Origin of the sequence: Enterococcus raffinosus (assembly GCF_001886185.1) — a bacterium.
In the GTDB taxonomy this organism is placed as follows: domain Bacteria; phylum Bacillota; class Bacilli; order Lactobacillales; family Enterococcaceae; genus Enterococcus_A; species Enterococcus_A raffinosus.
The window spans coordinates 74,789-96,945 of record NZ_JXLA01000014.1 but is presented as its reverse complement, the minus strand read 5'-3'; the positions used below and the strand labels follow the sequence as shown (position 1 = coordinate 96,945).

Genomic DNA, 22,157 nt, shown 5'->3' with positions numbered 1-22,157 from the left:
TTCAACAACTTCGGATTTTAACTATTATGAATAATAAACTTCATTTACAGCGTTTGCTACCGCAACTTTAACATGTTCAAAGGTCAAGCCTCCCTGAAGATAGAGAGAATACGGTTCCCTCAATGGACCGTCCGCGCTGAGTTCAATACTTGCCCCTTGAATAAAGGTTCCTGCTGCCATAATGATATCATCTTCATAGCCAGCCATGTAAGATGGAATTGGGGCCACATACGCATCAATCGGAGAATATTTTTGAATCGCTTGACAAAACTGAATCATTTTCTCTCGATCTCGAAAGTCGATCAACTGAATCAAATCTGTTCGCGGCTGATCCCACTTGGGTGTAGATTCTAAATTGTACTCAGCCAACAAAGCAGAAGAGAAAATCGCACCTTGAATTGCTTGGCTTACCACATGAGGTGCCAAGAAGAAGCCCTGCAGCATGTCAAAGACACTTCCTAACATCGCGCCACCTTCCGCTCCAACTCCAGGCGTGGTTAAGCGATAAGCACATCGCTCAATCAACTCTTGTTTCCCAACAATATAGCCGCCAGTTTTGGCAATCCCTCCACCGGGATTTTTGATTAAAGAGCCTGCCATCAAATCCGCCCCGACTTGAGTCGGCTCCATTAATTCTGCAAATTCACCGTAACAATTATCTACAAAAATAACAACGTTTGGAGCAATCGTTTTAACAAAATCACACATTTCTTTGATTTTTTCAATTGTAAAAGAAGGACGGGACGCATAGCCGCGAGATCTTTGAATTGCCACTACTTTTGTCTTATCTGTTATCTTTCCCTTGATTTTATCAAAGTCGACGTTTCCATCCGGCAAAAGATTCACTTCATCGTAACCAATGTTGTATTCTTTGAAAGATCCAATACCATTTCCTTGTATTCCGATCACTTCTAGCAAAGTATCATAGGGTGTCCCAGTAATATAAAGCAGATCTTCATCTGGACGTAGCACACCAAACAATGATGTCGCAATGGCGTGTGTTCCGGAAACAATTTGAGGTCGTACTAATGCAGCCTCTGCTCCGAAAGTCTGAGCATAAACTGCTTCTAATACATCCCTGCCCTGATCGTCATTCCCATAGCCTGTTGAGGGTAAAAAATGACTTTCCGAAACATGGTTTTCTCGAAACGCAGTCAATACCTTCGCCTGATTTGATAACGCAACCTCTCTTATTTCCTGCAACCGCTTTGCAATCTTTTGATCAACCTGATCAATTATTTCAACCAACTCAGGTGCTAGGTTAGTCGTCCAATTCATCGTCCATTCTCCTAATCCAAAGAGATTTTTTCTTAGCAAAACCCCGTACAATATATTGTTCTTTTTCTTCATCAAAGCGCTCGCTCAACACAAGCGTTTCCCTTTTCATCTCATTCAAAGCCTGTCCTTCATCGGCATTTAAAGTCACTAAATAGGGCTCCAACAAGTTCATGATTTCTCGCTTGATGGCCTCTGCCAAAAGGTCTTTTCCCTTATTTGTTTTCGCAGAAATCAAAACACTTGGAAACAAGGTCGGTGCAAAGCTGAATTCATCGATTCGATCAGCTTTGTTATAGATAGTTAGCATCGGAATGTCGTCCATTTCCAGTTCCTTTAACAACTCAATCACTGTCTTTTCCTGCTGCTGTCGATCCTCCGCACTTGCATCTACAATATGAAGCAAAAGATCCATCCCTTTGCTTTCCTCTAATGTTGATTGAAAGGCGTCAACTAATTGTGTAGGTAAATCCTGAATAAATCCAACTGTGTCTGTGATGGTCGTTTCCATCCCTTGTGGTAAATGCCATCGCTTAGTCAACGGATCTAACGTCGCGAATAACTGATCTTCAGAATACGTGTCCGCATTCGTTAATAAATTCAGAATCGTTGACTTTCCAGCATTCGTATACCCAATCAAGCCCATTTGAAAAATACTGGATTGTTGCCGTTTTTGACGATTGCGCTCACGGTGTGCCTCGACTTCTTTCAATTCTTTTTTGATTGCTGAAATGCGACGTCGGATATGACGTCGGTCTGTTTCCAATTTTGTTTCACCTGGACCGCGGGTACCAATCCCACCACCAAGTCGAGATAAGCTTTGACCTTGTCCAACCAACCTGGGTAATAGGTAATCCAACTGTGCAAGCTCTACTTGCAGCTTTCCTTCTTTTGAGCGGGCACGCTGCGCAAAGATATCCAATATCAATTGGATTCGATCAATCACTGGAACACCCACCTGAGCTTCAATAGTTTGGCTTTGGCGTGGTGAGAGGGCATGGTTAAATATCACCAAATCAGCTTCATGTGCATCGACAAGCTGAGCTAATTCCTCTACTTTCCCTTTTCCGATAATCGTTTGACGATCTACTCGAGGGCGCTTTTGTGTTAATGAAAAAACTATCTCGCCATGAGCCGTCTTGGTTAGTCCGGCCAACTCATGCATCGATTCTAAATAATTATATTTACTTTCGTCTGTCTCGACGCCGACTAATATGACTCTTTCTGACAATCCGTTTCCTCCTAATTTCATTAATGACGTTTTCGCTTCATAATGAATACTATTGTTTTACGCTGTGCACCTATCTTATTTGTTCACCCATCAATTTTGATCATTCTTCTCTGCCAACCATCTCGTGATTTCCGCTTCAATGTCATTAATCACTTTCGGCTGCTGAACCAAATCAAACCAATGAACCGACATGCGATTACGGAACCATGTTAGTTGACGCTTCGCATAGCGGCGCGAGTGTAATTTCACCTCTTCGAGCGCTGCCTCTAAGGGCATTTCGCCAGCAAAATATGGAAACAATTCCTTATAGCCTATCCCCTGAGCAGCCTGAACATTCGGTGTTTCAGCAAGTTTCTTAGCCTCTTCCAGCAATCCTTGTTCAACCATTAGATCCACTCGGTGGTTAATTTGCTGATACAAAATTGCACGATCTGTATTTAAACCAATCAAAAAGCTATCATAAAGTTTTTCAGGCTGTTCCTTAGGTTCAAGGATCGAATGACCGGTCAATTCAAACACTTCTAACGCTCGGATCATTTTTTTTCGATTATTAAAATGAATCTTCTCAGCCGCCAATGAATCAACTGCCTGTAATCTCTCCCATAATGCTTGGTTGCCATTTTTTTCAGCGAAATGCTCATAGCTTTTTCGTAATGTGTCATCTTCCGGCTCACCTTCACTACCAAGCTTGTAATCCCATAATAAAGATTGAATATATAACCCAGTTCCGCCAACGACAATTGGGAGTCTTCCACGTTCAGTAATCTCTTGAATGGTTTGCCTAGCAGCTACTTGAAAGTCAGCAACAGAATAGTTTTCATCTAACTCTCGAACATTGATTAAATGGTGGGGAACCCCATCCATTTCCTCAGGTGTTACTTTAGCGGTACCGATATCTAATCCACGATATACTTGCATAGAGTCTCCACTAATGATTTCTCCATTAAAGCGTTTCGCTAAATCAATACTTAAGCTCGTTTTACCTACAGCGGTAGGTCCTACAATTGCAACTACTTTCATTGCTTAAACCTGCTTCTCGTTCGAATCGCTTTTTCTGGAAAATCAGTAATGATACCAGCTAAGTTGTTCTCATAGCAGGTCATCATTGTTTCGTAAAGATTTGGTGTCCATGGGCGAATCGCTTTTGCAAAGTTTTTTACAATCTCTGGATGCTGTCTCACCCAGTCATAACTAGGATGCAGTCCTTCAATAAAATCTGTATCCAAGACGAGTTGATATTTTTCTAAGTCGTTCTTCTGGATCAAGTCATATTGAACATCCGGTTCATACTCGTGCATGATTCGCAATGAATCGATATTAAAGCTTGTATACCAATAGGTGAAGGGCCATTCTTTACTCGTCATTACGTTTGATATTTTCTCTTCGATCCCTGGATAATGATATTTATTCGTCTTTATCTCAATACATAAGACACCACGAAACCGCATCTGCAGCAGGAGGTTTAAAACTTCCTGCAGCGTGGATATCTTGGTAGCTTGATATTTTTCGTCAAACCAACTACCAGCATCTAAAGCCTTAATTTCTTCCAGTGTTAACTCACGAATGAATCCCTTGCCATCTGTGGTACGGTCAACACTTTCATCATGAATAACGACCAATTGCTGGTCCGCTGTTAAATGGACGTCAAGTTCAATTCCATCTGCGCCCGTTCGTACTGCCTCCATAAACGCCGGCAAGGTATTCTCCGGATGAGTCCCTGCACTCCCGCGATGAGCAATAATTACTGTCATTTACTTCACCTCGTTCATCATCAATAAAAAAACTCGTAAGTTTGTGAGTGTTGCTAAGCAGCTATTGTACATTAAAATAGCGCAAAGGTTGTTTGGTAGAACGAGACAACTGTTGTTTCTTTTCATCTAATATTTCTAAAAGCTGTTCAGAAAAAGTTTCCATGACAATCCGTCCGCCTTTGTACGTATATCCCCCGATTTTTACCGTTTCTTCCGGAGATAAAATAACCTTTCGATGAGAAATATTTTTGAAAAATTCCTCAATTAAATAATTTGGTAGATAGAAATTATTTTGCGCCGTAAAGGAATTCAAATAGATGAAATCATCAATTGTGATATAGCAATCATCGAATGAATTAAATGTCACATACTCCTGCATTAACACATTTCGTTTGGATAAAATTTCATTTACTTTTTTATTTAAGAGATTAATGGTTTCAATTTCCTTTACCTGATGCTCCAATTCTCTTTCACGTCGATGACGCAAGTCAATATACTTAAACACAAAGTAAACAGCGATGCCTGTTAGGCCCGCTCCAATTAACACGCCGATTAGTCCAATAAATGCGATTTCCACGTCTTTCCCTCCTAATTCATCCTTATGAAATTATTTCTAAAAAATTGATTTTCACACGCCCTTCATCCCACAGAAATCATTTAAGTTGCGGCAATCTGACATCCTGTTATCATCGTTATTAATAGTACCATATTTTGATGTTTTGAGGATAGTTTGACCTGTTTAAAAAAACGAAGCCTAATATTTGACCAAAACTGACCAACGTTGTATACTTTTTTTAAGTTTTAGCAATCTAACCTCGTTTGTGCTAAAATAATTTATGAACACTATTTTAAGGAGGATTCACTATGAATTTAGTTCCTACAGTTATTGAACAATCATCTCGTGGCGAACGTGCTTACGACATTTATTCTCGTTTATTGAAAGACCGCATCATTATGTTGAGCGGAGAAGTGAACGACGATATGGCGAACACTATCATCGCCCAATTACTTTTCTTGGATGCCCAAGATTCTGAAAAAGATATCTATCTTTACATCAACTCTCCAGGCGGTAGCGTTTCTGCCGGCTTAGCGATTTTTGATACGATGAACTTTGTTAAAGCCGATGTCCAAACAATCGTCCTTGGGATGGCAGCTTCCATGGGAAGCTTCTTGCTGACAGCTGGTGCTAAGGGGAAACGTTTCGCCTTACCAAACGCTGAAATTATGATTCACCAACCCCTAGGCGGCGCGCAAGGACAAGCAACAGAAATTGAAATTGCTGCACGTCACATTTTGAAAACGCGCGAACGCTTAAACAACATTTTATCTGAACGCACTGGTCAACCGATCGAAGTGATTGAACGTGATACTGATCGCGACAACTTCATGACAGCCGAAGAAGCAAAGGCATACGGCTTAATTGATGAAGTGATGGAAAACAGCAGCGCTTTGAACTAAACAATTAAAAACCGAGGATATCCTCGGTTTTTTTATTCTTATGGGCCTAGATGCCCAGTTTCGGACGAACTTTGTCCGAAACAAATAAACTACCCGCTATGCGGGTAGAGACAAGTGGTTTTACCACCAAAAATACCATTGCTTTACAATAAGAGTGTTCAGGCTCAAAAAGAAAGGAATGGTATTTTTGGCAAACAAAGCAAATAGCTTAGCGCATACAAAATGGATGTGTAAGTATCACATTGTTTTCACTCCAAAGTTTAGACGAAAAGTTATCTACAATCAAGTGAGAAAAGACTTGATAGAAATCTTTCAGCGGTTGTGTAAATACAAAAAAATAGAAATCATAGAAGGACATATGATGCCCGATCATGTGCATCTGTTGGTAAGCATCCCACCCAAAATCAGCGTATCAAGTTTCATGGGTTATTTGAAAGGAAAAAGTGCCTTGATGATCTTCGAGAAACATGCAAATTTGAGATATAAATATGGAAATCGAAAATTTTGGGCAGAAGGTTATTATGTAAGTACGGTGGGATTGAATGAAAAAACAATCGCAAAGTATATTCGAGAGCAGGAGCAACACGACCAAGCAGTTGATAAATTAAGCGTAAGAGAATATGAAGATCCGTTTTCAGATAGGAAGTATCGAAAAAAATAAACCAGTTTAACTGGTCGTGAAAGTGACAAAGACACTGAGCCTGAACAAGGTGAAGGGTAACGTCTTGAGGCGTAGTCATAGCAACAAGGGGTTTCACCCGCAGAGCAAACCACCCGTTTTCACGGGTGGCCCTGATTTTGGCTATTGATTATTAGCTGATACGAAAATAATTTCCTATAACCCAACCTCTTCAATAATCAAAAAAATCACAATACGATTTTTTTGCATTGATCGTCTCGTTATAGCGATGGTATTGCAAATACATTCTACCTGTAAACAATCTCCACAAGTTCCTTTTTTGATACACGGCGTTTTTTCAAGACCTAGACGATGGGCATTTAATGGTGCCGTATTTCGCCTAACCATTTCGACTGTCGTCTTCAGATCGCCATACACTTTTTTCATACTGACAAATGCAAATACATTGTCTGGACCATAGGTTAACGCAGCGACACGATTTCCTACGCTATCTACGTTAACTAATTCTCCATCCTCAGTAATTCCGTTAATACTCGTCAAAAAATAATCAGCCAGCAGTGCCTGCTTCATTACTTGATGCCGTTCTTCTGCTGATTTTGTTTTTTCTCGATCAATCATTCGTTGACCGCGTTCATATAATTTCTCAATAATTTCCGATTGCTCTACAGTAACGGAACCTCCAAAACCTACCGACTGATCGGGAGCGATTTTCTCTAATGCTTTTTCTCTGGCTTCTTTTAAACTTTGACAAATAATCGGTTGAAAATTTCTCCGCTCTAATTTCCTGCTTAAGCTTTCTGCGGCAGCTACGTATCGATCTTTTTGATATTTCTCCATGTCTACTCTCCTTAAGTCCTCATTTATAAGCTTTACTAGCTAAATTTTTTTCAGCCAGACCTAAAACAACAAAATCCATTTTTACTTGAATTCTTCTTGTTCATTTTCAATGATTTGTGACTGATTGGCAACCAAAAAAAAACCTAAAATATTTTTTAGGCGCGTGAAGCTGTTCTCTAAAAGCAATTAGTCCTTTAATATCCTGTAGAATTCGCTCATTAGTTACTTCAAATGAACCTGTATGCCTTTATTCATGAATTAAAAAATGAAAAGTGACCTGTCAATAAAGGGTGAAAAATGATAGCTAAAAAACCAGATGATTAGCTAAATAACCGATCATCTGGCTTCTTCAGATTTTTTACTAGAAATTTCAACGACAAGCTTGTTCACTTTATAGGTGGTCCACAATGAACTTGTAAAACTTTTATTTTATTCTTTTTGCGAATAGCCGGTTTGATAGTCGATGGTAATTCCTTCTTGAACGTTGTAAATAAAGAGATTAAATGAAATCTGACCGTCTTCAATACTTTGCGCTTCCATCTGGACCCCACGAGCGACTAATTCATTCCCTTTGAAATATGGAGTTACCCGATAACGAACGTGGTGATTCGTTTTGCGAATATAATTTCCGATTTTAATTTCATAATCATTCATGCCTGGATCATTCATTGATGCAGTGCCAGTCATTAAATTTTTTATATTATTATTTTCGCCTGAAAATTGATACGCAATCAAGTGCGCTCGATTATACAAGGGCTCATCATTATAAAATTTTTGATGCCAGCCAGTCGGCTTTACATATAAACGTTCCCGCTCTTGACGAGGCATCAACTCTTTTCCTAACATCCCATTCGCCACACCAACGCGATTCAATTGATCTAAATCAGAAAACTGCGTCCATGTTCCCTTCGTCAAAGAAAGATCGCTGTTAGAAAAATTGGGTTGATTATTATTTAATTGAATAGTTTGATGCTCCCCATCATACTCTGGAACCTCAGAAATATGACTGACGGACACCTCTTTCACTGCATCTCTTGCTTCATTGCTAGGACTTACTTGTGAATAAACACCGTAAATCCCAGTTAAAGCAACGATCACAGCAGTAATAATTTTCGGTATTTGTTTTTTTACTGTGATGGTACTTCAACTCCTACTATCTAAATACAGGTTTATCATTCAACCACTGACTATCGAATAACATCAATACTAACTTGTAACAGTTAATCTGTTGAGTGGTCTGGACGATTTTTCTGCCTATTTTTCCCATCACGCTGATCCATTTATTTTGTTTGCTGCCAAATTTCCTTAATCGCTGGGACATTTCCTAACTCGGTTAAATTACTTGGCATAATCACAGTATTGCCATTATTTTCTACAACGTGCTTGAAGGCCTCGATTCCTAGATAAGCAATCATTTCATCCGTCAAATTGCTTTCAGCAATGGCTTTATTGATTTCCTTAATTCGTGCAGTTTCAGCTTCCGTGATTCGAGCGATTCGATCTGCTTCTGCAGCAGCATCGATTCTAGTACGTTCTGCTCTAGCATCTGCATCGATTTTTGTTTGTCTGGCCCGGGCTTCTGCATCAATCTGCATCTCAGAAGATTTTGCTTCAGATTCTAAGATCACTGATTGTTTTTTCCCTTCAGAAATCGTGATCAACGATTCTTTATCCCTGCTAGCTGTAATTAATTTATTCATCGAATTGACGATTTCATTCGAAACAGAAATCTCACCAATATTAATCCGATCAATAGATAACCCGTAACCAGCTGTAATGTCCTTCACGCTTTCATAAAGATTTACGTTAATCTCTTCCGTCCCATTCAACACTTCGTTCAGTTCCATCTTACCGATAATGCCTCTTAAATTTGACTGACAGTCTTGGATCATTGACGTGACAGAATCTTCATTATCATACACAAAAGCTCTAGCATCTGTCACGTGATACTTAATCGCCTCATCGATTTCGACAATAACATTATCTCTGGTGATCACACTTTGTGGTTCAATTTGAATCGGCGTTTGTTTCAACGAAACACGACGACGAACCACGTATAAAATCGGAATCAAAAAATGTAATCCTGGTTCTAAGGTCTTCACATACTTACCAAAACTCTCAACAACTTTAACTTCTCCTTGCTGTACAATCACGACTAATTGACTGATAACAAACAAAAGGACTACTATTGCAAGGACTAACAAAACAATATTAACTATTAACAATGTAATTCACATCACTTTCTTCTAAATTATTATTAATGATGACCAGCAACTCTCGACTAGTAAAGTCGACAACTTCCAACATATCTTGCGGCTCAGGTGGACCGTTCACTACTTTATAATCATACCAACTACCCAAGATTCGAACGAGCCCACTAATACTTGACCCCTTACTGCGAAAACATTTTCCCATCGTTTTCTGCATCTGATAATCCACTACACTCTCCCCCTCCTTTTTTCTAGTATACCAAATCAATCACAAAGAACCTGCTTCTTATTTCATATTGCTTTACACTATTCCTCAATTTTTTTAAACTAGGAAAAGAAATGGGGCATAAAAGATGGAGACGAATAAAAAACAATGGTTGGGACTTCTAATCGTCCCAGCAGAATTATTGATTGGTGATTTTCTTTTTCCACTCATTCACTTAGACAGAGATCCAAAACTTGCTTTGCTTGCTTCGACCGTTCTTTTTTTAATAGGATTTGTCATGATGCTTTACTTATTTCATGATTTTTTAAAAGCACAATGGCACCTGTTTCGACAAAAACTTTTTACAAAATTACTCATTAGTATTGTTTTAGTTGCCGGAGCATTTTGGTTACTTCGGGTCGTGCGTGGAATGATCCCTAGTGAGCTTCTTCAGCTTCGGTCTTCCACAAGCTACACTTCCCAGAAACTTGATCCTTCTTGGACGGTGTTAGCAGCCATTACACCCTTTATTGCGCCTTTTGCTGAAGAGCTAACTTTTCGCTATTTATTATTAGGGAAATTCCAGAACACAATTCTGCGAATGCTGATGCTGTTTGTTCAAGGAATTTTATTTGGATTGGTCCACTGGAACAATTTTAGCGGCAATTTATATGCCATGATTCCCTACATGGTATTAGGTGTTTACTTAGGTGCAATCTACTTATTGTCAAAAAATATTTGGTCATCCATTATGGTCCATTGGATGATAAATACCATGAACGGTATGCTGCCGGCTCTTTTACTTTTCATCCTAAGTCTTTTTGGAATCACTACTTAATCCGCTTTGTGGGGATTATTTATTCTAGCAGTCGCGCATAGAGAAAAAAGAAGTAAATGCCTACACCACAAATTAACAATAAAGATCCACACAATGCTATTTTACTGACTCGATTTTCGATACTTCGTTCAGGATATTTCATGTCACTATAGTTACTACTGCTGATGATTACTATCAGCAGTAAAAGGGTCGGAAAAAGAAAAACAGTTCCCCTGCTTCCCCAGTTAGTCACCCTCCCATCAAGACCAAACTGAATCGGAATTTTAGCAGGCAAACGAGAATAGAAAAAAAGACTTAAGCCATAAAGTCCTACAGAAAATAGAACACTAATTCGTCGTACCCAACGATAACCTCTTTCAAACATCATCGTTTCTCCTCCTTTAATAGTTAGCTCATAGTATATGCCCCACAAAATAAGAACACTAGAAAATCTCAAATAGAAAAAAATCGATTTTATATACAAACAAATTCCTTCATTAAAGTAAGCACTTCAGATTCTATTGTATTTCAAAAAAATATACTTTTTCGCATAATCCGCTTACAAAGCAATACAAAAAAACCAACGCTCAGCCACAAACGTTGGTTTAATCAGGATAAATTACCCTAAGTGAAGGTTTCCCCTCACATCACCCTTAGCATACATCAATCACTGATTGAATAGCAAGGGGACATTAAAAAGAAAAGTATTAAATACTAAAAAACACAGCGGCCAATTAATCTAAGACCCCTGTGCTTTCGTAAATGAAGCGGGTGACGAGAATCGAACTCGCGACGGAAGCTTGGGAAGCTTCTGTTTTACCACTAAACTACACCCGCGGTACATAAGAGAGTATAACGCTTTTTATTCAATCCAACAACTATTTCTATCGAACATAAGAATTGACAAGTTGACCAATTCTGATTATCTTACAGATAGTAAGTAAACATCACAGAAAGGAAGCTTTAATCAATGGAAAATCTTACAACTGTAAAGAAATCCCTTGCCAGCGAAACAAATAGCATTGTTTTCATCTCCTCTGAAACTTGCAGTATTTGTCATGTTGATGCTCCTAAGGCAAAAGCACTGGCTGAAAGCTACAAGATTCCTTTTCATCATTTAGATATTGTTCAAGACCCTGAGTTATCTGGCTTTTTTGAGGTTTTGACTGTGCCAGCCGTTTTGGTTTATCACAATGGAAAAGAAGTCGCTCGTCAAGCTCGCTTTATTGACTTTAAGTCGTTGGAAAAACTTCTACAACAATTACCGGAAGAAACTGAAGCGATAGATTATCAAGAGCTGTTCAAATGAAAAAGACTAAGCACTGAACCGACCTCCAAAAGTAAGATTTTTGGTCTAGCTTTTTGGAGTCGGTTCACACACGCTTAGTCTTTTTTATTGTCTGTATTGTGATGTAAAAAGTAAATCAATGTTTGCAATTCATTCGTTAAATCAACGCTTTGAATAATGACATCTTCAGGCGCAGTCAAACGTGCGGCAGTGAAGTTCAGAATTCCTTTAATTCCCGCAGCGGCTAATTGATCCACTACCTGCTGCGCTTGTTGTGCAGGCAACGTCAAGATTGCGATTTCGATTTGCTGCAGCTTGATTTGTTCTACCATATTATCTAATGGATAGACTGGAATACCGTCAACGATACGTCCCACGATATCTTCTTTGACATCGAAGGCACAGCTTACACGAATACTGTTGCTTTGATGAAACTTGAATTTCAACAAGGCGCTCCCTAAATTACCGACACCGACTAATGCGACATTGGTCAACTGATCATCGTTTAAGATTTTTCCGAAGAAATGCATCAAATCTTCAACGTCATATCCATATCCACGTTTGCCCAATTCACCAAAGTAAGAAAAGTCTCGGCGGATCGTTGCACTATCGACCTGAATCGCCTCACTTAGTTCTGTAGATGAAACTTTGGTTTTCCCAGCATTATTTAAAATACGTAAATACCGATAGTATAACGGCAATCGTTTAACAGTCGCTTTTGGAATTGAATGTTCTTTCACAATAACTCTCCTTTATCAAAAAAATTCGTAAATGTTGACTACTGCACTATAATAGCAAGAATGTTAGTGAAATTGCAACGCACTTGCTCGAAAATTTGTGAAAAAATCACGATTAGGTGAAATGACCGCTTCCAATCGCAAGGACCTTAAAAATATGGTAGACTGAATCCATTCGGAAAAATAAATTTAAGGAAGATATCCAATGATTTTATTACAAGCAAATCAAATTGCCCGCTATTTTGGTGCGGATACATTATTTGAAAACATTCACCTTGAAGTCGCCAGCAAGGCTCGTATCGGTCTAGTTGGACGAAATGGTGCAGGAAAATCTACATTACTAAAAATTATCGCGAACATCGAAGCGCCAGATGCCGGACAGGTAATTAAAAATAAACAAGCAAGTTTAGGCTACCTTGCTCAAGACACCGGCCTGGATTCCAACGAAACCATTTGGAATGAAATGCTGAAGGCCTTTGAATCGGTACGTCAAATGGAAAATCGAATGCGGGAAGTAGAAGTCGCAATTGGTGAAACACCGGAAAGTGATAGTCGCTACGCTTCTCTATTGAAGGAATACGATCAGTTGCAGCACGACTTTAATGATCAAAACGGCTACGGTTACGAAAATGAAATTCGTAGTGTTTTACATGGATTTAAATTTGACGAAAGCTTTTATGATAAAGAGATCAGTACTCTCTCTGGTGGTCAGAAAACACGTTTGGCTTTGGCTCGAATGTTGCTAGTTAAACCAGATATTTTAATCCTCGATGAACCGACCAACCATTTAGATATTGAAACTTTGGCTTGGCTGGAAGATTACCTGCAAGGCTATTCCGGTGCACTGCTAATTGTCTCTCATGACCGCTACTTTTTAGATCGTGTCGTTAACGAAATCTATGAAATTTCCAGACATAAGATTCGGCACTATACAGGAAATTACTCTCGCTATTTAGATTTAAAGGCCGCACAGCTTGCCAGCGATTGGAAGGCTTACGAAAAGCAACAAGTAGAAATTGAAAAGTTGGAAGATTTTGTCGCTCGCAACCTAGTTCGTGCTTCAACGACAAAACGAGCTCAGAGTCGGCGGAAAACTTTGGAAAAAATGGATCGACTGGATCGACCAGATGGAAAAGAAAAATCCGCGAAGTTTATGTTTGATATCGATAAGGTTTCCGGTAATGTCGTTTTGCAGGTGGAAGAAGCTGCCATCGGTTATGAGGAGACATTGTCTGAGCCAATTGACTTAGACATCCGACGAGAAGATGCCATCGCATTAGTCGGACCAAATGGTATCGGCAAATCTACTCTGCTAAAGTCTCTCATCGGTCAGCTGCCCTTTATTAAAGGCCAACCACATTTTGGGACAAACGTCACTGTAGGCTATTATGATCAAGGTCAAGCAGACTTACATGGAAACAAGACAATTCTGGCAGAGCTATGGGATGAACACCCTACAACGCCTGAAAAAGACATTCGAAATGTTCTTGGCGGATTCCTTTTCAGTGGTGAAGATGTTGAAAAAACGATTCCCTTACTTAGTGGCGGGGAAAAAGCGCGGGTTGCATTGGCAAAGCTTTCAATGAATAAAGAGAACTTCTTGATTCTAGATGAACCAACGAACCATTTAGACATTGATAATAAAGAGGTGTTAGAGAACGCCCTTATCGATTATCAAGGGACTTTGCTCTTTGTTTCTCATGACCGTTACTTTATTAATCGTATCGCCAACAAGGTCATCGAACTGTCTCCTGAAGGCAGCAAGTTATATTTAGGGGATTACGATTATTACTTAGAAAAGAAAAAAGAGGAAGAAGAAATCGCCGAACTGCAGGCGAGAGAAGAGGCTCCGATAGAAGCTCCTAAAAAGAAATTTTATCAAGACAAAGAACAGCAAAAGCTGATCCGCAGCTTGCGTCGAAAAATCGAAGCCATTGAGGAAACGCTCGCCACTTTGGATGAAAAAATCGATGAATTAGAGGCTCAAATGAGTCAGCCAGAAATACTGAACGACCATGTCCAACTTTTAGCACTGACGAATGAGTTAGAGGCTCAAAAAGCCGAGCAAGAAGAACAACTCGCTAGTTGGGAAGAACTTAGCTTAGAATTAGAAGATTTTGAATAACTTACAACTTTTGACCGATGACACCTTCACTCTTTTTCGCTTTAATAAGAGAGTGGAGGTGTTTTTTATGAGGCGAAAAAATCGACCCTTATCAATAATACTTGGATTTTTTTTAGTGATGGCAAGTTTAGGGATCCTCTCTTCTCGATTCTTTCACTTTGATAATAAAGTTAACAGTCAACAGGATTTTTCGGCCAGTGCCAATCAATATTTACAAGAGCATGGTCAGGATTTTTCGTTACTTTTGCAAACAGACCCGCGTTGGGCTGATAAAGCTTATGGCAGTGGCTCCAGTCAAAATGACTTAGCCACAAATGGGTGTGCGATCACCTCCTTAGCCATGATTCTTTCTTACCAAGAAAAGCGAACCGTTTATCCAACAGAAATTCTACAATGGAGCGGCAACAATTATTATGAAGCAGGACAAGGCACCGCTTGGTCGATTTTCCCTGCCTTTGCTCAAAATTATGGCCTTGCCCTTGAAGAACTTGGGAAGGATCAAGCCAAAATACAACAACACTTAAATCAAAATCAACCACTGGTAATTTCCGTTACACCTGGCGAGTTCACCGAAGTTGGACATATCATGGTAATCAAAAAGGATCTTCAAAGTGATCAAATAATTGTCTATGATCCAAATGATCGCCCAGAAAAGGAACACTACAAACAAAAGTACTCCTTGGACCATCTTATGCCTGAGCTAGCCAATGCATGGGTATTCAGTTAGGATGGATGTAAAAAAATAGATAGACATAAAAAAGAGCTGACGTCCTTGCGCCAGCTCTTTTTTATTGGGGGTTCCTGCTTTCACAGGGGAAAAAGAATTATTTTTAGGGTTAAGTTCATCTTACGCTAAATGTTTGAAAAAGCTATGAGCTTTTTGAAGGAAAGTTAGAAAAAAATGTGGCGTTATTATGAAGAGAGCGACTTATTACAATTAAGAAAAAAACATTTGCATCGACCTTTTTTCAAAAGTCTGGATGCAAATGTTCTTTATTTCACGTTAGAATTAATTGATTTGTTGAACGTATGAGTGAAGAAGCTGATTCATTTTCTTTCCATTGTCTTCTTTAATAACTTTTTCTGAGAGGATGAAGGAACCGCCCACACCTACTACATTTGGGTTATCAAGATATTCTAAGAAGTTTTCTCCGTTAATTCCGCCAGTTGGTAAGAATTTTATATCATAGAATGGACCGCTTAATGCATCAATGGCTTTTAGTCCTCCATAAATATCTGCTGGGAAAAATTTTACGACCTTAAGTCCATAATCTGCTGCCTGCTGAATATCTCTTGGTGTTGCCGTTCCAGGAAAGACTGGAACCTCATGATCCAAGCAATATTCGATCACATCAGGGACGACTGCTGGAGAAACAACGAATTGCGCACCATTTTCAACCGCAATTTTCGCTTCTGCTAGTGTTCGAACTGTTCCAGCACCAACCATTAGCTTGCCGGACTCCGCTAATCGCTTGATTGCTTCAGCCGCTAGCTCACTACGAAAGGTCACTTCAATCAGAGGAACATTATTTTCGATTAGAATCTCTTCTACTACAGATAAATAGCTCAAATCAGTTGCCGTGTATAACGGCAAAAGTTTGGTTTGCGATAATTGTTCATAAACCTTATGTTTCATATTTACTGACATTTTTCCGCTCACTTTCTGCGCAATATTTAACCTTTTCGTTTGGTAATGGCTTCGTGCAGGCCCTGCATATACGTAATACCCATCGCGCGATCGTATAAGCCATAGCCAGGTCTGGCAACCTCACCCCAAAGCGTGCGGCCATGGTCTGGACGAATCACACCGTCAAAGCCGACGTCTACTAAGGCCTCCATAATTGCGTACATATCTAATGAGCCTTCCGTAGATAAATGTGCCGTTTCCTTAAACTTCCGATAGCCTAAGAATTCTACATTACGGAAGTGGACAAAGTTGATCCGATCACCAATGGCATGAATGATTTCGACCATGTCGTTATCCGGATCTGCACCCAAAGCTCCAGTACATAGAGTGATGCCATTATATGGAGAATCAACCATGCTGGTAATTCGCTGCAAATCCGCGAGATTTTTTGTGATACGAGGAAAACCAAAAATTTCCCAAGGTGGATCATCTGGGTGAATCCCCATTTTCACATCCGCTTCTTCACAAATCGGAATGATCTTCTCAAGGAAGTATTTCAAATTATCAAACAGAACCTCTTCAGTCACCCCTTCATACATTTCCACTAACGAATTGAATTTGTTAAGCCGTTCTTCCTCCCAACCAGACAACTGGAAGCCTTTTGATTGACTGCTGATTAGTTTATACATGTCCCCTGGTTCCATATTGTCTACAACTGCTTGATCGTATAACAGTGCCAGACTACCATCTTCATTTTCATAATTCAGCGTTGTTTTTGCCCAGCCGAAGATTGGTTTGAAGCTGTAACAAATCAGATGAACCCCACATTTTGAAAGATTTTTGATTGTCTGGATATAGTTCTCGATATACTGATCTCGTTCAGCGGTACCTGCCTTGATCGCATCATGAATCGCGACGCTTTCTATTCCTAATAATTCTAAATTTTCTTTTTCAATCGATTCTTTTAACTCTCTTATCTCAGAAACTTCCCAAACGTCGCCGGGTAATTTGTTCAGTAATGTTCCCACTACGCCGTTAATGCCTGGTATCTGTCTCACATGATTTAAAGGAATGGAGTCGCCTTTCTCTCCATACCATCTAAAGCCCCATTTCATTAATTTAGTCTCCTATTCCTATTAAAAGTCGTCTTCGTCTTCCTCGTCTTCAATCTCTGAAATATGCCAAATAGCTAAGCTATCTGAGCCTTGTTTCATAACCGCTGGTGCTGCTTCTTCAACGGGAGTACTCAAAATTTGATGATTGATAGTTTCTAGCAGCATGGGTAAATTTACTCCGCCAATGATATAAATCTTTTCTTGAAGTGTTGGATCTAAACCATTGGTAATCAAAACAGATTGATTATAAGGACTGGCACTAACCAAGTCCGTTAAAACAATAACCCCGTTCTCCTGATGGACCTCTTTGACTGCGTCTTCAATCTGTTTTCCCAATTCTTGAAGATCATCTCCGGGATTTAAATTGACTGTCGCAATATTATTCGTTGTCCCAACAATCACTTCTGCTGCATCCTTCAGCCCATCACTTAAATTTCCATGTGTTGCAATTACGATCCCTAACATAGGTCCTCCCTTTCTCTCACTGAAACAAGCTCGTCACAGTGGCTATATTTTCCATATTCAATTGCTTTTCCTTTAAATCAGCTGGATTTAAATAAAAAGCGCGATTCTCTTGATCTGTTCTTGCACTGAAAATATAATTTACCTTCTGATCAGAAGCTTGATAATCCATATTTTCATGAATGATTTGGTTATTTGGTGATTCACCGACAAGATGTAATGGCGCTGGCGCACCTATACTGTCTAAATAATAAATTTTACAACGTCCATTCGCTTGTTTTTGCAGCTCGTCCAAACCTTTAGTGCCATAGCTGCCTTCATCTAAAAAAGCATAGGCAATATTTTTCTGTTTATTTTCCGCGATCATCTTCAGCATCGTCAATATCGACGACGTATTTCGTACCAATGTTTTTCGATTAGACAACCCCTTTGTTATTTTTCCTAACAAAGCAAAGTAGCCTGCGTAAATCGCCATAATCACGAAAGTGCTGAGTGCGTTCCATTGAAAAGAATTTGGTGCAAAACGCATATAGATCAGCGTACCAATGAACCCAAAAAGAATTGCGGCTATTGAGCTTAGTAAAATAAACTTGGTCGTCTTCTGCGCTTGGTCTTTCCGATCAAACAACTGATACGAACCAAAACTTTCAGGAGGAGTATCATAGAAGGTGCAAATGATGCGATCCGCTTGTTTGATATTACCAACATAGACATTTCGCGCCGCGTAGTTTTTTTTTTTGATCGTATTCAATAACACGAACATCTTTCCGCATTTTAGCGATATCCGTTACCAATGCCGCAAGAAATCTTTTTTTACTCTTTTCAGTCCGCCGCAATCGATAAACGTATTGGTATCGAAATAACCAATCCTTGAACCCCTCTGTTTGCTCCATCTATGCTCTCTCCTGTTCTTTCAGTCAAAAAATTCTACAAACCGAATTGTTTTAGTACATCTTTTAAACTGGATTTTGGTGCAGCTGGTGTTGCTTGGAAATAAATATCTTCGACACCATAATTTTCATTCATATCTTTTAATCGTTCTGCATCTTCTTTGTTTAGATAAACAGATTTCGTCACGAGTAAATCTTTCTCAGGATCTTTTTGTGCAATCCCGCCAATATTTAATTCTTTCATTGGCACACCGTGTTTTACTAAATCGTAAATTACACTGACTGTTTTTGTGATCAAAATACAGTTGTATTCTTTGAAATTAAATTCATCCCAGTAAAATTTCGCTTTTTCCGGAGTAATCACGATGGTCTTCTGTCCTGTGCGGCTGCCAGCATTTTTATATAGATCACGCATAAATTTATCCTTCGCCACTACTTCGTCTACTACGAAAATTGAGTTGACCCCACTTTTTTGTGATAAAGTCATCATTACTTGTCCGTGGATCAACCGTTCATCCACTCGAGCTAAATTAATTACGCCCATTTCACACACATCCTTTTCAAATTATAAGATTCCGATTCCAGCTAGAACGATTAAAATCAAGGTCAGCCAGAGTAATGCTTGTGTTACTTTTAAACCCTTTTTCGTGTAGAACCAATACACACCCATAACAACGGCTAATGGCAAAATCCCTGGTACGATTTGATCGAGAATTTCTTGAATAACAAACTTCCGTCCAGAAATAGCGAACTTCAAGGTGGATTCAACTTTTACATAATTCCCGGCCAAAATTCCCATCATAAACAGTCCTAATACGGACAACGCTTCGATCGCTGTTTGAACACCCGTACTTTGCATTAGGCCTGTCGCATTTCGACCCATAGTAAAGGATTGTTTCGCAAAGAAGACCCCTAACGCCGCTTGATACAAAGCAAAGAAAACAAATGGGAACAAGGCGCCTAAGGCACTTCCTTGTTGTGCCCAAGGAACGGCAATCGCGATGAAAATATATTGAACGGTCCCTGAGTCGATCGCATCACCGATTCCGGCTAACGCTCCCATCAAACCAGCTTTCGTGTTGTACATTAAGTCATCTTGCATCAGAATTTCTTTTTTCTCGTATTCTTCCTGTGCGCGCTGCTGCTCCATGGATGACATTAACCCTGTAATCACACCGCCACCCCAGCTTAGCTGTGTGTTGAAAAATAGTAGCTGGCGTTTATAGGCGGCCTTTAAAGCATCGTCGTCTTTATATAGCTTTTTCAAGATTGGCATCATGGCATACAATAAGGATGGCGCCAAATAGCGTTCGAATGAATGAGGAATCTCATTTGCGAAATGCCATCTTAGATAGGCTTTCGTAACATCTTTACTGGTAATCTCTTCAGGTGCTAAGCTTTTATTTTCTGCTTGATTGGTTGATACTTCAGTCATGTTTTTTCCCTCCTAGTAATAAATTAGAACCCGTCATCGTAATCGTCGTCATCATCAAAGGATGCTGCAGAACTTTGCCCTGCCGATTCGGCTGCGGGTGCCGCACCTTTGCCTTTTTGTGATTGTACGAAGATTAGCGCGATCAAGACCCCAAAAATTGCGTAAGTTACCATCGTGATTTCAAGGGACTTCAACACAACACTCATGAAATAAGCAAGGAAGAAAAAGACCATGTAATCTTTTCGGCCAATAACATAAACCGTTGTCGCGATTCCGATCGCCGCCAAGCCGCCACCAACTACTTCAAGAATATGGATGACTACTGTTCCTTCCAACGCATTGATGACATCCGCAATAATTGGTGCACCTAAATAAAGAGCAATAAATACTAATGGAACGAACAAAATAAAGGACGCCAACGTTGGGTATAAAATAATCGAGCGTTTGATTGCTTTCGCATTTAAGTCTTCTACCGCCTTATCTGTATACTTCCCTAAGAACGTATTAATGAAGAAACGGAACTGATACAAATAACTCCCCAACAGTCCAACGGGTACGGCAACGGCAATCGCCGCTTCTGGTTTTAAATTCCCTAATAACGCTACTGGAACCGCGATAGCAGCAGCGATGGATGGTTCTGCCGGCATTGATCCGCCAGGTGAGAAAACCCCCATATAAATCATTTGCAAAGCGGCCGTCACGATCATGGCTTGTGCCACATCTCCCATGATAATCCCGACGATCAAACCGGTCATTAAAGGTGAGAAACGCAAGGTTAGCGTTGCTCCGCCTCCTAGCCACCTAGACATTACCGCAGCGACCCACAAAGCGATTAGTAAACTCTGCATTACACTTAAAGTATCCATAATTTCCTCCTCATTCGTAATTAAATCCTGTATTCAACTTGTTAATCACTCTCTTCAATAGCAAAAAGGAGCAATTACTTTTTTTCTAAATAGTTCTCTAACTCATTCATTGATTCCTTCAAGAGCTCTTTTGTAATTGGGATTGGAAGCAGGTGGACCTTTTCCTTTGAATCAATAAATGCAACAATCTGATCGATAACTGCTTCATCTTCTGGAAAGAGCTGCATCTGCTTTAATGACATCGGCAATCCCAATTCTTGATAGAAAGGCAGCAGCGCATCAATTTGTTCCCATTTCTTTTCCACAGCTAGCTGATAGAAAATGCCATAGGCAACTTTTTCTCCATGTAAGAAATCGTGACTGTTTGGCAAATATTTGCTCATGCCATCATGCATCGCATGGGCGATCGCGTTCCTTGCATATTTATCTCCTAAGCCGCCAACTAGTCCGGCAACAGCAAAGACAATTTCAGATAGATGAACAAATTCTTCTGATACTATGCCAGCTTGCATATCTTTGATCGCTTTCGCTGAATTGTTTAGAATTGCTTCTTTACAAAGCGCCGCTGTATACCCAGCCAACTGAAGAAAGGGTTCATTTTTTAAATGACCCTGCTGCAGGATCGCTTCTGATTCGTACCATTTCGCGATCGTATCCGCTAAGCCTGCAACAAAATAATTCACTGGCGCATCAATAACTAACGCTGGATCAGTGATAAAAAAGGAGGCCTGACGTAAAAAATGTTCACTCTTTCCTTCAGATTCCCCACTTTCTTTGTACATCACCGATAAAGGCGTCCATGGTGCACAATTACTGGCAAGTGTTGGGATTACGCCAAAATTTACATTCACTCTATGTGCCGCGTAGCCGACAAGATCTGCCAGCTTTCCGCCGCCAACGCCAATAATAAAATCAATTTGATTGGTTTTTACTGCTTTTTCAATTTGTTCGGAACCATAATAACTGCACTCTCCGGTGTATTGTAAAAAGGAAAAATTATAGGCTTCCTCATCTAAGAAACTCAGAAACGGCTTCGCTTTCTCAAAAGAAACTTGACCATGAACAATTAGCACATTTTTAGCTGAGAACTCCTGTAAAAGCATTGGCACAAAATCAATAGCACCAACGTTGTACCGATAAAACTGCGGTCCTACTTTTACCTTTAAATCAGTTAACACATTTGCTCAC

At 39.7% G+C, this 22,157-nt stretch carries 26 protein-coding genes and 1 tRNA gene; 6 read left to right on the top strand and 21 right to left on the bottom strand.

Features of this window, described 5'->3' with window-relative positions:
• Positions 1 to 24 precede the first annotated feature (24 nt).
• The 5 genes from RV13_RS09545 to RV13_RS09525 all read right to left on the bottom strand — a co-directional run bounded on the left by RV13_RS09545 (position 25) and on the right by RV13_RS09525 (position 4,834).
• Positions 25 to 1,278, bottom strand: a complete 1,254-nt coding sequence (locus RV13_RS09545) for a methionine gamma-lyase family protein (RefSeq protein ID WP_010744469.1) — start codon at positions 1,276 to 1,278, stop codon at positions 25 to 27.
• Entirely contained in the window at positions 1,262 to 2,506 is a 1,245-nt protein-coding gene (gene hflX / locus RV13_RS09540) for a GTPase HflX (protein ID WP_010744468.1), read from the bottom strand. Before hflX ends, RV13_RS09545 begins: the two co-directional genes overlap by 17 nt.
• A gap of 90 nt (positions 2,507 to 2,596) precedes the next feature.
• Complete coding sequence (gene miaA, locus RV13_RS09535; protein WP_010744467.1) at positions 2,597 to 3,526, bottom strand: tRNA (adenosine(37)-N6)-dimethylallyltransferase MiaA; 930 nt, start codon at positions 3,524 to 3,526, stop codon at positions 2,597 to 2,599.
• Entirely contained in the window at positions 3,523 to 4,257 is a 735-nt protein-coding gene (locus tag RV13_RS09530; protein WP_010744466.1) for a glycerophosphodiester phosphodiesterase, read from the bottom strand. The genes miaA and RV13_RS09530 overlap by 4 nt, the downstream gene beginning before the upstream one ends.
• A gap of 61 nt (positions 4,258 to 4,318) precedes the next feature.
• Positions 4,319 to 4,834: a hypothetical protein gene (locus RV13_RS09525; RefSeq protein ID WP_010744465.1), complete on the bottom strand. Its 516-nt coding sequence runs from the start codon at positions 4,832 to 4,834 to the stop codon at positions 4,319 to 4,321.
• 287 nt (positions 4,835 to 5,121) lie between these two features.
• Between RV13_RS09525 and clpP the strand changes: the two genes are divergently transcribed.
• A complete protein-coding gene (gene clpP / locus RV13_RS09520) occupies positions 5,122 to 5,715 on the top strand; it encodes an ATP-dependent Clp endopeptidase proteolytic subunit ClpP (RefSeq protein ID WP_010744464.1) in 594 nt (197 codons plus the stop codon).
• A gap of 178 nt (positions 5,716 to 5,893) precedes the next feature.
• The gene (gene tnpA / locus RV13_RS09515) at positions 5,894 to 6,376 is read left to right on the top strand and encodes an IS200/IS605 family transposase (RefSeq protein WP_174520530.1); all 483 of its coding nucleotides are present in this window, start codon (positions 5,894 to 5,896) and stop codon (positions 6,374 to 6,376) included.
• A gap of 174 nt (positions 6,377 to 6,550) precedes the next feature.
• Here the strand turns inward: tnpA and RV13_RS09510 are convergent, their stop codons facing one another.
• The 4 genes from RV13_RS09510 to RV13_RS09495 form a co-directional block, all read right to left on the bottom strand.
• A complete protein-coding gene (locus tag RV13_RS09510) occupies positions 6,551 to 7,192 on the bottom strand; it encodes a lactate utilization protein (protein WP_010744462.1) in 642 nt (213 codons plus the stop codon).
• A 429-nt stretch (positions 7,193 to 7,621) separates the two neighbouring features.
• Positions 7,622 to 8,329: a DNA/RNA non-specific endonuclease gene (locus tag RV13_RS09505; protein WP_035016478.1), complete on the bottom strand. Its 708-nt coding sequence runs from the start codon at positions 8,327 to 8,329 to the stop codon at positions 7,622 to 7,624.
• Between the two features lie 143 nt (positions 8,330 to 8,472).
• On the bottom strand, positions 8,473 to 9,417 hold the full coding sequence (locus RV13_RS09500; RefSeq protein WP_010744460.1) for an SPFH domain-containing protein: 945 nt from the start codon (positions 9,415 to 9,417) through the stop codon (positions 8,473 to 8,475).
• Positions 9,404 to 9,619: a hypothetical protein gene (locus tag RV13_RS09495; RefSeq protein ID WP_028021263.1), complete on the bottom strand. Its 216-nt coding sequence runs from the start codon at positions 9,617 to 9,619 to the stop codon at positions 9,404 to 9,406. Before RV13_RS09495 ends, RV13_RS09500 begins: the two co-directional genes overlap by 14 nt.
• Before the next feature lie 136 nt (positions 9,620 to 9,755).
• Here RV13_RS09495 and RV13_RS09490 point away from each other — a divergent pair, with 136 nt between their 5' ends.
• Positions 9,756 to 10,445, top strand: coding sequence for a CPBP family intramembrane glutamic endopeptidase (locus tag RV13_RS09490; protein WP_010744458.1), 690 nt, complete (start codon positions 9,756 to 9,758; stop codon positions 10,443 to 10,445).
• A gap of 19 nt (positions 10,446 to 10,464) precedes the next feature.
• On the opposite strand, the gene RV13_RS09485 is transcribed toward RV13_RS09490, so the two are convergent.
• On the bottom strand, positions 10,465 to 10,812 hold the full coding sequence (locus RV13_RS09485; RefSeq protein WP_028021264.1) for a DUF1648 domain-containing protein: 348 nt from the start codon (positions 10,810 to 10,812) through the stop codon (positions 10,465 to 10,467).
• Between the two features lie 378 nt (positions 10,813 to 11,190).
• Positions 11,191 to 11,261: transfer RNA gene (locus RV13_RS09480), tRNA-Gly, on the bottom strand.
• A gap of 133 nt (positions 11,262 to 11,394) precedes the next feature.
• Between RV13_RS09480 and RV13_RS09475 the strand changes: the two genes are divergently transcribed.
• Positions 11,395 to 11,733: a thioredoxin family protein gene (locus RV13_RS09475; protein ID WP_010744456.1), complete on the top strand. Its 339-nt coding sequence runs from the start codon at positions 11,395 to 11,397 to the stop codon at positions 11,731 to 11,733.
• 74 nt (positions 11,734 to 11,807) lie between these two features.
• Here RV13_RS09475 and RV13_RS09470 read toward each other — a convergent pair whose 3' ends face one another.
• Positions 11,808 to 12,452 (bottom strand): redox-sensing transcriptional repressor Rex, encoded by a 645-nt coding sequence (locus tag RV13_RS09470; protein ID WP_010744455.1) that lies wholly within the window; start codon positions 12,450 to 12,452, stop codon positions 11,808 to 11,810.
• Positions 12,453 to 12,654: 202 nt separating this feature from the next.
• Here RV13_RS09470 and RV13_RS09465 point away from each other — a divergent pair, with 202 nt between their 5' ends.
• Together RV13_RS09465 and RV13_RS09460 are read left to right on the top strand one after the other, a co-directional pair.
• Positions 12,655 to 14,574, top strand: a complete 1,920-nt coding sequence (locus tag RV13_RS09465) for an ABC-F family ATP-binding cassette domain-containing protein (protein ID WP_010744454.1) — start codon at positions 12,655 to 12,657, stop codon at positions 14,572 to 14,574.
• Between the two features lie 67 nt (positions 14,575 to 14,641).
• The gene (locus tag RV13_RS09460) at positions 14,642 to 15,301 is read left to right on the top strand and encodes a C39 family peptidase (RefSeq protein ID WP_028021265.1); all 660 of its coding nucleotides are present in this window, start codon (positions 14,642 to 14,644) and stop codon (positions 15,299 to 15,301) included.
• Positions 15,302 to 15,583: 282 nt separating this feature from the next.
• Here the strand turns inward: RV13_RS09460 and RV13_RS09455 are convergent, their stop codons facing one another.
• From RV13_RS09455 to RV13_RS09420, 9 genes are all read right to left on the bottom strand, one after another.
• On the bottom strand, positions 15,584 to 16,222 hold the full coding sequence (locus RV13_RS09455; protein WP_010744452.1) for a bifunctional 4-hydroxy-2-oxoglutarate aldolase/2-dehydro-3-deoxy-phosphogluconate aldolase: 639 nt from the start codon (positions 16,220 to 16,222) through the stop codon (positions 15,584 to 15,586).
• 26 nt (positions 16,223 to 16,248) lie between these two features.
• On the bottom strand, positions 16,249 to 17,316 hold the full coding sequence (gene uxuA / locus RV13_RS09450; protein WP_010744451.1) for a mannonate dehydratase: 1,068 nt from the start codon (positions 17,314 to 17,316) through the stop codon (positions 16,249 to 16,251).
• Between the two features lie 21 nt (positions 17,317 to 17,337).
• The gene (locus RV13_RS09445; protein ID WP_010744450.1) at positions 17,338 to 17,781 is read right to left on the bottom strand and encodes a PTS sugar transporter subunit IIA; all 444 of its coding nucleotides are present in this window, start codon (positions 17,779 to 17,781) and stop codon (positions 17,338 to 17,340) included.
• A gap of 16 nt (positions 17,782 to 17,797) precedes the next feature.
• On the bottom strand, positions 17,798 to 18,535 hold the full coding sequence (locus RV13_RS09440) for a hypothetical protein (RefSeq protein ID WP_249024468.1): 738 nt from the start codon (positions 18,533 to 18,535) through the stop codon (positions 17,798 to 17,800).
• On the bottom strand, positions 18,477 to 18,671 hold the full coding sequence (locus tag RV13_RS21330) for a hypothetical protein (protein ID WP_249024467.1): 195 nt from the start codon (positions 18,669 to 18,671) through the stop codon (positions 18,477 to 18,479). Before RV13_RS21330 ends, RV13_RS09440 begins: the two co-directional genes overlap by 59 nt.
• Positions 18,672 to 18,705: 34 nt before the next feature.
• Complete coding sequence (locus tag RV13_RS09435) at positions 18,706 to 19,212, bottom strand: PTS sugar transporter subunit IIB (RefSeq protein ID WP_010744448.1); 507 nt, start codon at positions 19,210 to 19,212, stop codon at positions 18,706 to 18,708.
• Positions 19,213 to 19,233: 21 nt separating this feature from the next.
• Positions 19,234 to 20,103, bottom strand: coding sequence for a PTS system mannose/fructose/sorbose family transporter subunit IID (locus tag RV13_RS09430; protein ID WP_010744447.1), 870 nt, complete (start codon positions 20,101 to 20,103; stop codon positions 19,234 to 19,236).
• Positions 20,104 to 20,126: 23 nt separating this feature from the next.
• Positions 20,127 to 20,969, bottom strand: a complete 843-nt coding sequence (locus tag RV13_RS09425) for a PTS mannose/fructose/sorbose/N-acetylgalactosamine transporter subunit IIC (protein WP_010744446.1) — start codon at positions 20,967 to 20,969, stop codon at positions 20,127 to 20,129.
• A 74-nt stretch (positions 20,970 to 21,043) separates the two neighbouring features.
• On the bottom strand, positions 21,044 to 22,147 hold the full coding sequence (locus RV13_RS09420; protein WP_010744445.1) for an iron-containing alcohol dehydrogenase family protein: 1,104 nt from the start codon (positions 22,145 to 22,147) through the stop codon (positions 21,044 to 21,046).
• Positions 22,148 to 22,157: the final 10 nt, after the last annotated feature.

Bases quoted from the DNA above. Each gene is read 5' to 3' on its own strand.
- RV13_RS09545 (WP_010744469.1), bottom strand. From the start codon at position 1,278: ATGAATTGGACGACTAACCTAGCACCTGAGTTGGTTGAAATAATTGAT.
- miaA (WP_010744467.1), bottom strand. From the start codon at position 3,526: ATGAAAGTAGTTGCAATTGTAGGACCTACCGCTGTAGGTAAAACGAGC.
- RV13_RS09530 (WP_010744466.1), bottom strand. From the start codon at position 4,257: ATGACAGTAATTATTGCTCATCGCGGGAGTGCAGGGACTCATCCGGAG.
- clpP (WP_010744464.1), top strand. From the start codon at position 5,122: ATGAATTTAGTTCCTACAGTTATTGAACAATCATCTCGTGGCGAACGT.
- tnpA (WP_174520530.1), top strand. From the start codon at position 5,894: ATGGTATTTTTGGCAAACAAAGCAAATAGCTTAGCGCATACAAAATGG.
- RV13_RS09510 (WP_010744462.1), bottom strand. From the start codon at position 7,192: ATGGAGAAATATCAAAAAGATCGATACGTAGCTGCCGCAGAAAGCTTA.
- RV13_RS09495 (WP_028021263.1), bottom strand. From the start codon at position 9,619: ATGCAGAAAACGATGGGAAAATGTTTTCGCAGTAAGGGGTCAAGTATT.
- RV13_RS09490 (WP_010744458.1), top strand. From the start codon at position 9,756: ATGGAGACGAATAAAAAACAATGGTTGGGACTTCTAATCGTCCCAGCA.
- RV13_RS09485 (WP_028021264.1), bottom strand. From the start codon at position 10,812: ATGATGTTTGAAAGAGGTTATCGTTGGGTACGACGAATTAGTGTTCTA.
- RV13_RS09475 (WP_010744456.1), top strand. From the start codon at position 11,395: ATGGAAAATCTTACAACTGTAAAGAAATCCCTTGCCAGCGAAACAAAT.
- RV13_RS09465 (WP_010744454.1), top strand. From the start codon at position 12,655: ATGATTTTATTACAAGCAAATCAAATTGCCCGCTATTTTGGTGCGGAT.
- RV13_RS09460 (WP_028021265.1), top strand. From the start codon at position 14,642: ATGAGGCGAAAAAATCGACCCTTATCAATAATACTTGGATTTTTTTTA.
- RV13_RS09455 (WP_010744452.1), bottom strand. From the start codon at position 16,222: ATGTCAGTAAATATGAAACATAAGGTTTATGAACAATTATCGCAAACC.
- uxuA (WP_010744451.1), bottom strand. From the start codon at position 17,316: ATGAAATGGGGCTTTAGATGGTATGGAGAGAAAGGCGACTCCATTCCT.
- RV13_RS09445 (WP_010744450.1), bottom strand. From the start codon at position 17,781: ATGTTAGGGATCGTAATTGCAACACATGGAAATTTAAGTGATGGGCTG.
- RV13_RS21330 (WP_249024467.1), bottom strand. From the start codon at position 18,671: ATGGAGCAAACAGAGGGGTTCAAGGATTGGTTATTTCGATACCAATAC.
- RV13_RS09435 (WP_010744448.1), bottom strand. From the start codon at position 19,212: ATGGGCGTAATTAATTTAGCTCGAGTGGATGAACGGTTGATCCACGGA.
- RV13_RS09430 (WP_010744447.1), bottom strand. From the start codon at position 20,103: ATGACTGAAGTATCAACCAATCAAGCAGAAAATAAAAGCTTAGCACCT.
- RV13_RS09425 (WP_010744446.1), bottom strand. From the start codon at position 20,969: ATGGATACTTTAAGTGTAATGCAGAGTTTACTAATCGCTTTGTGGGTC.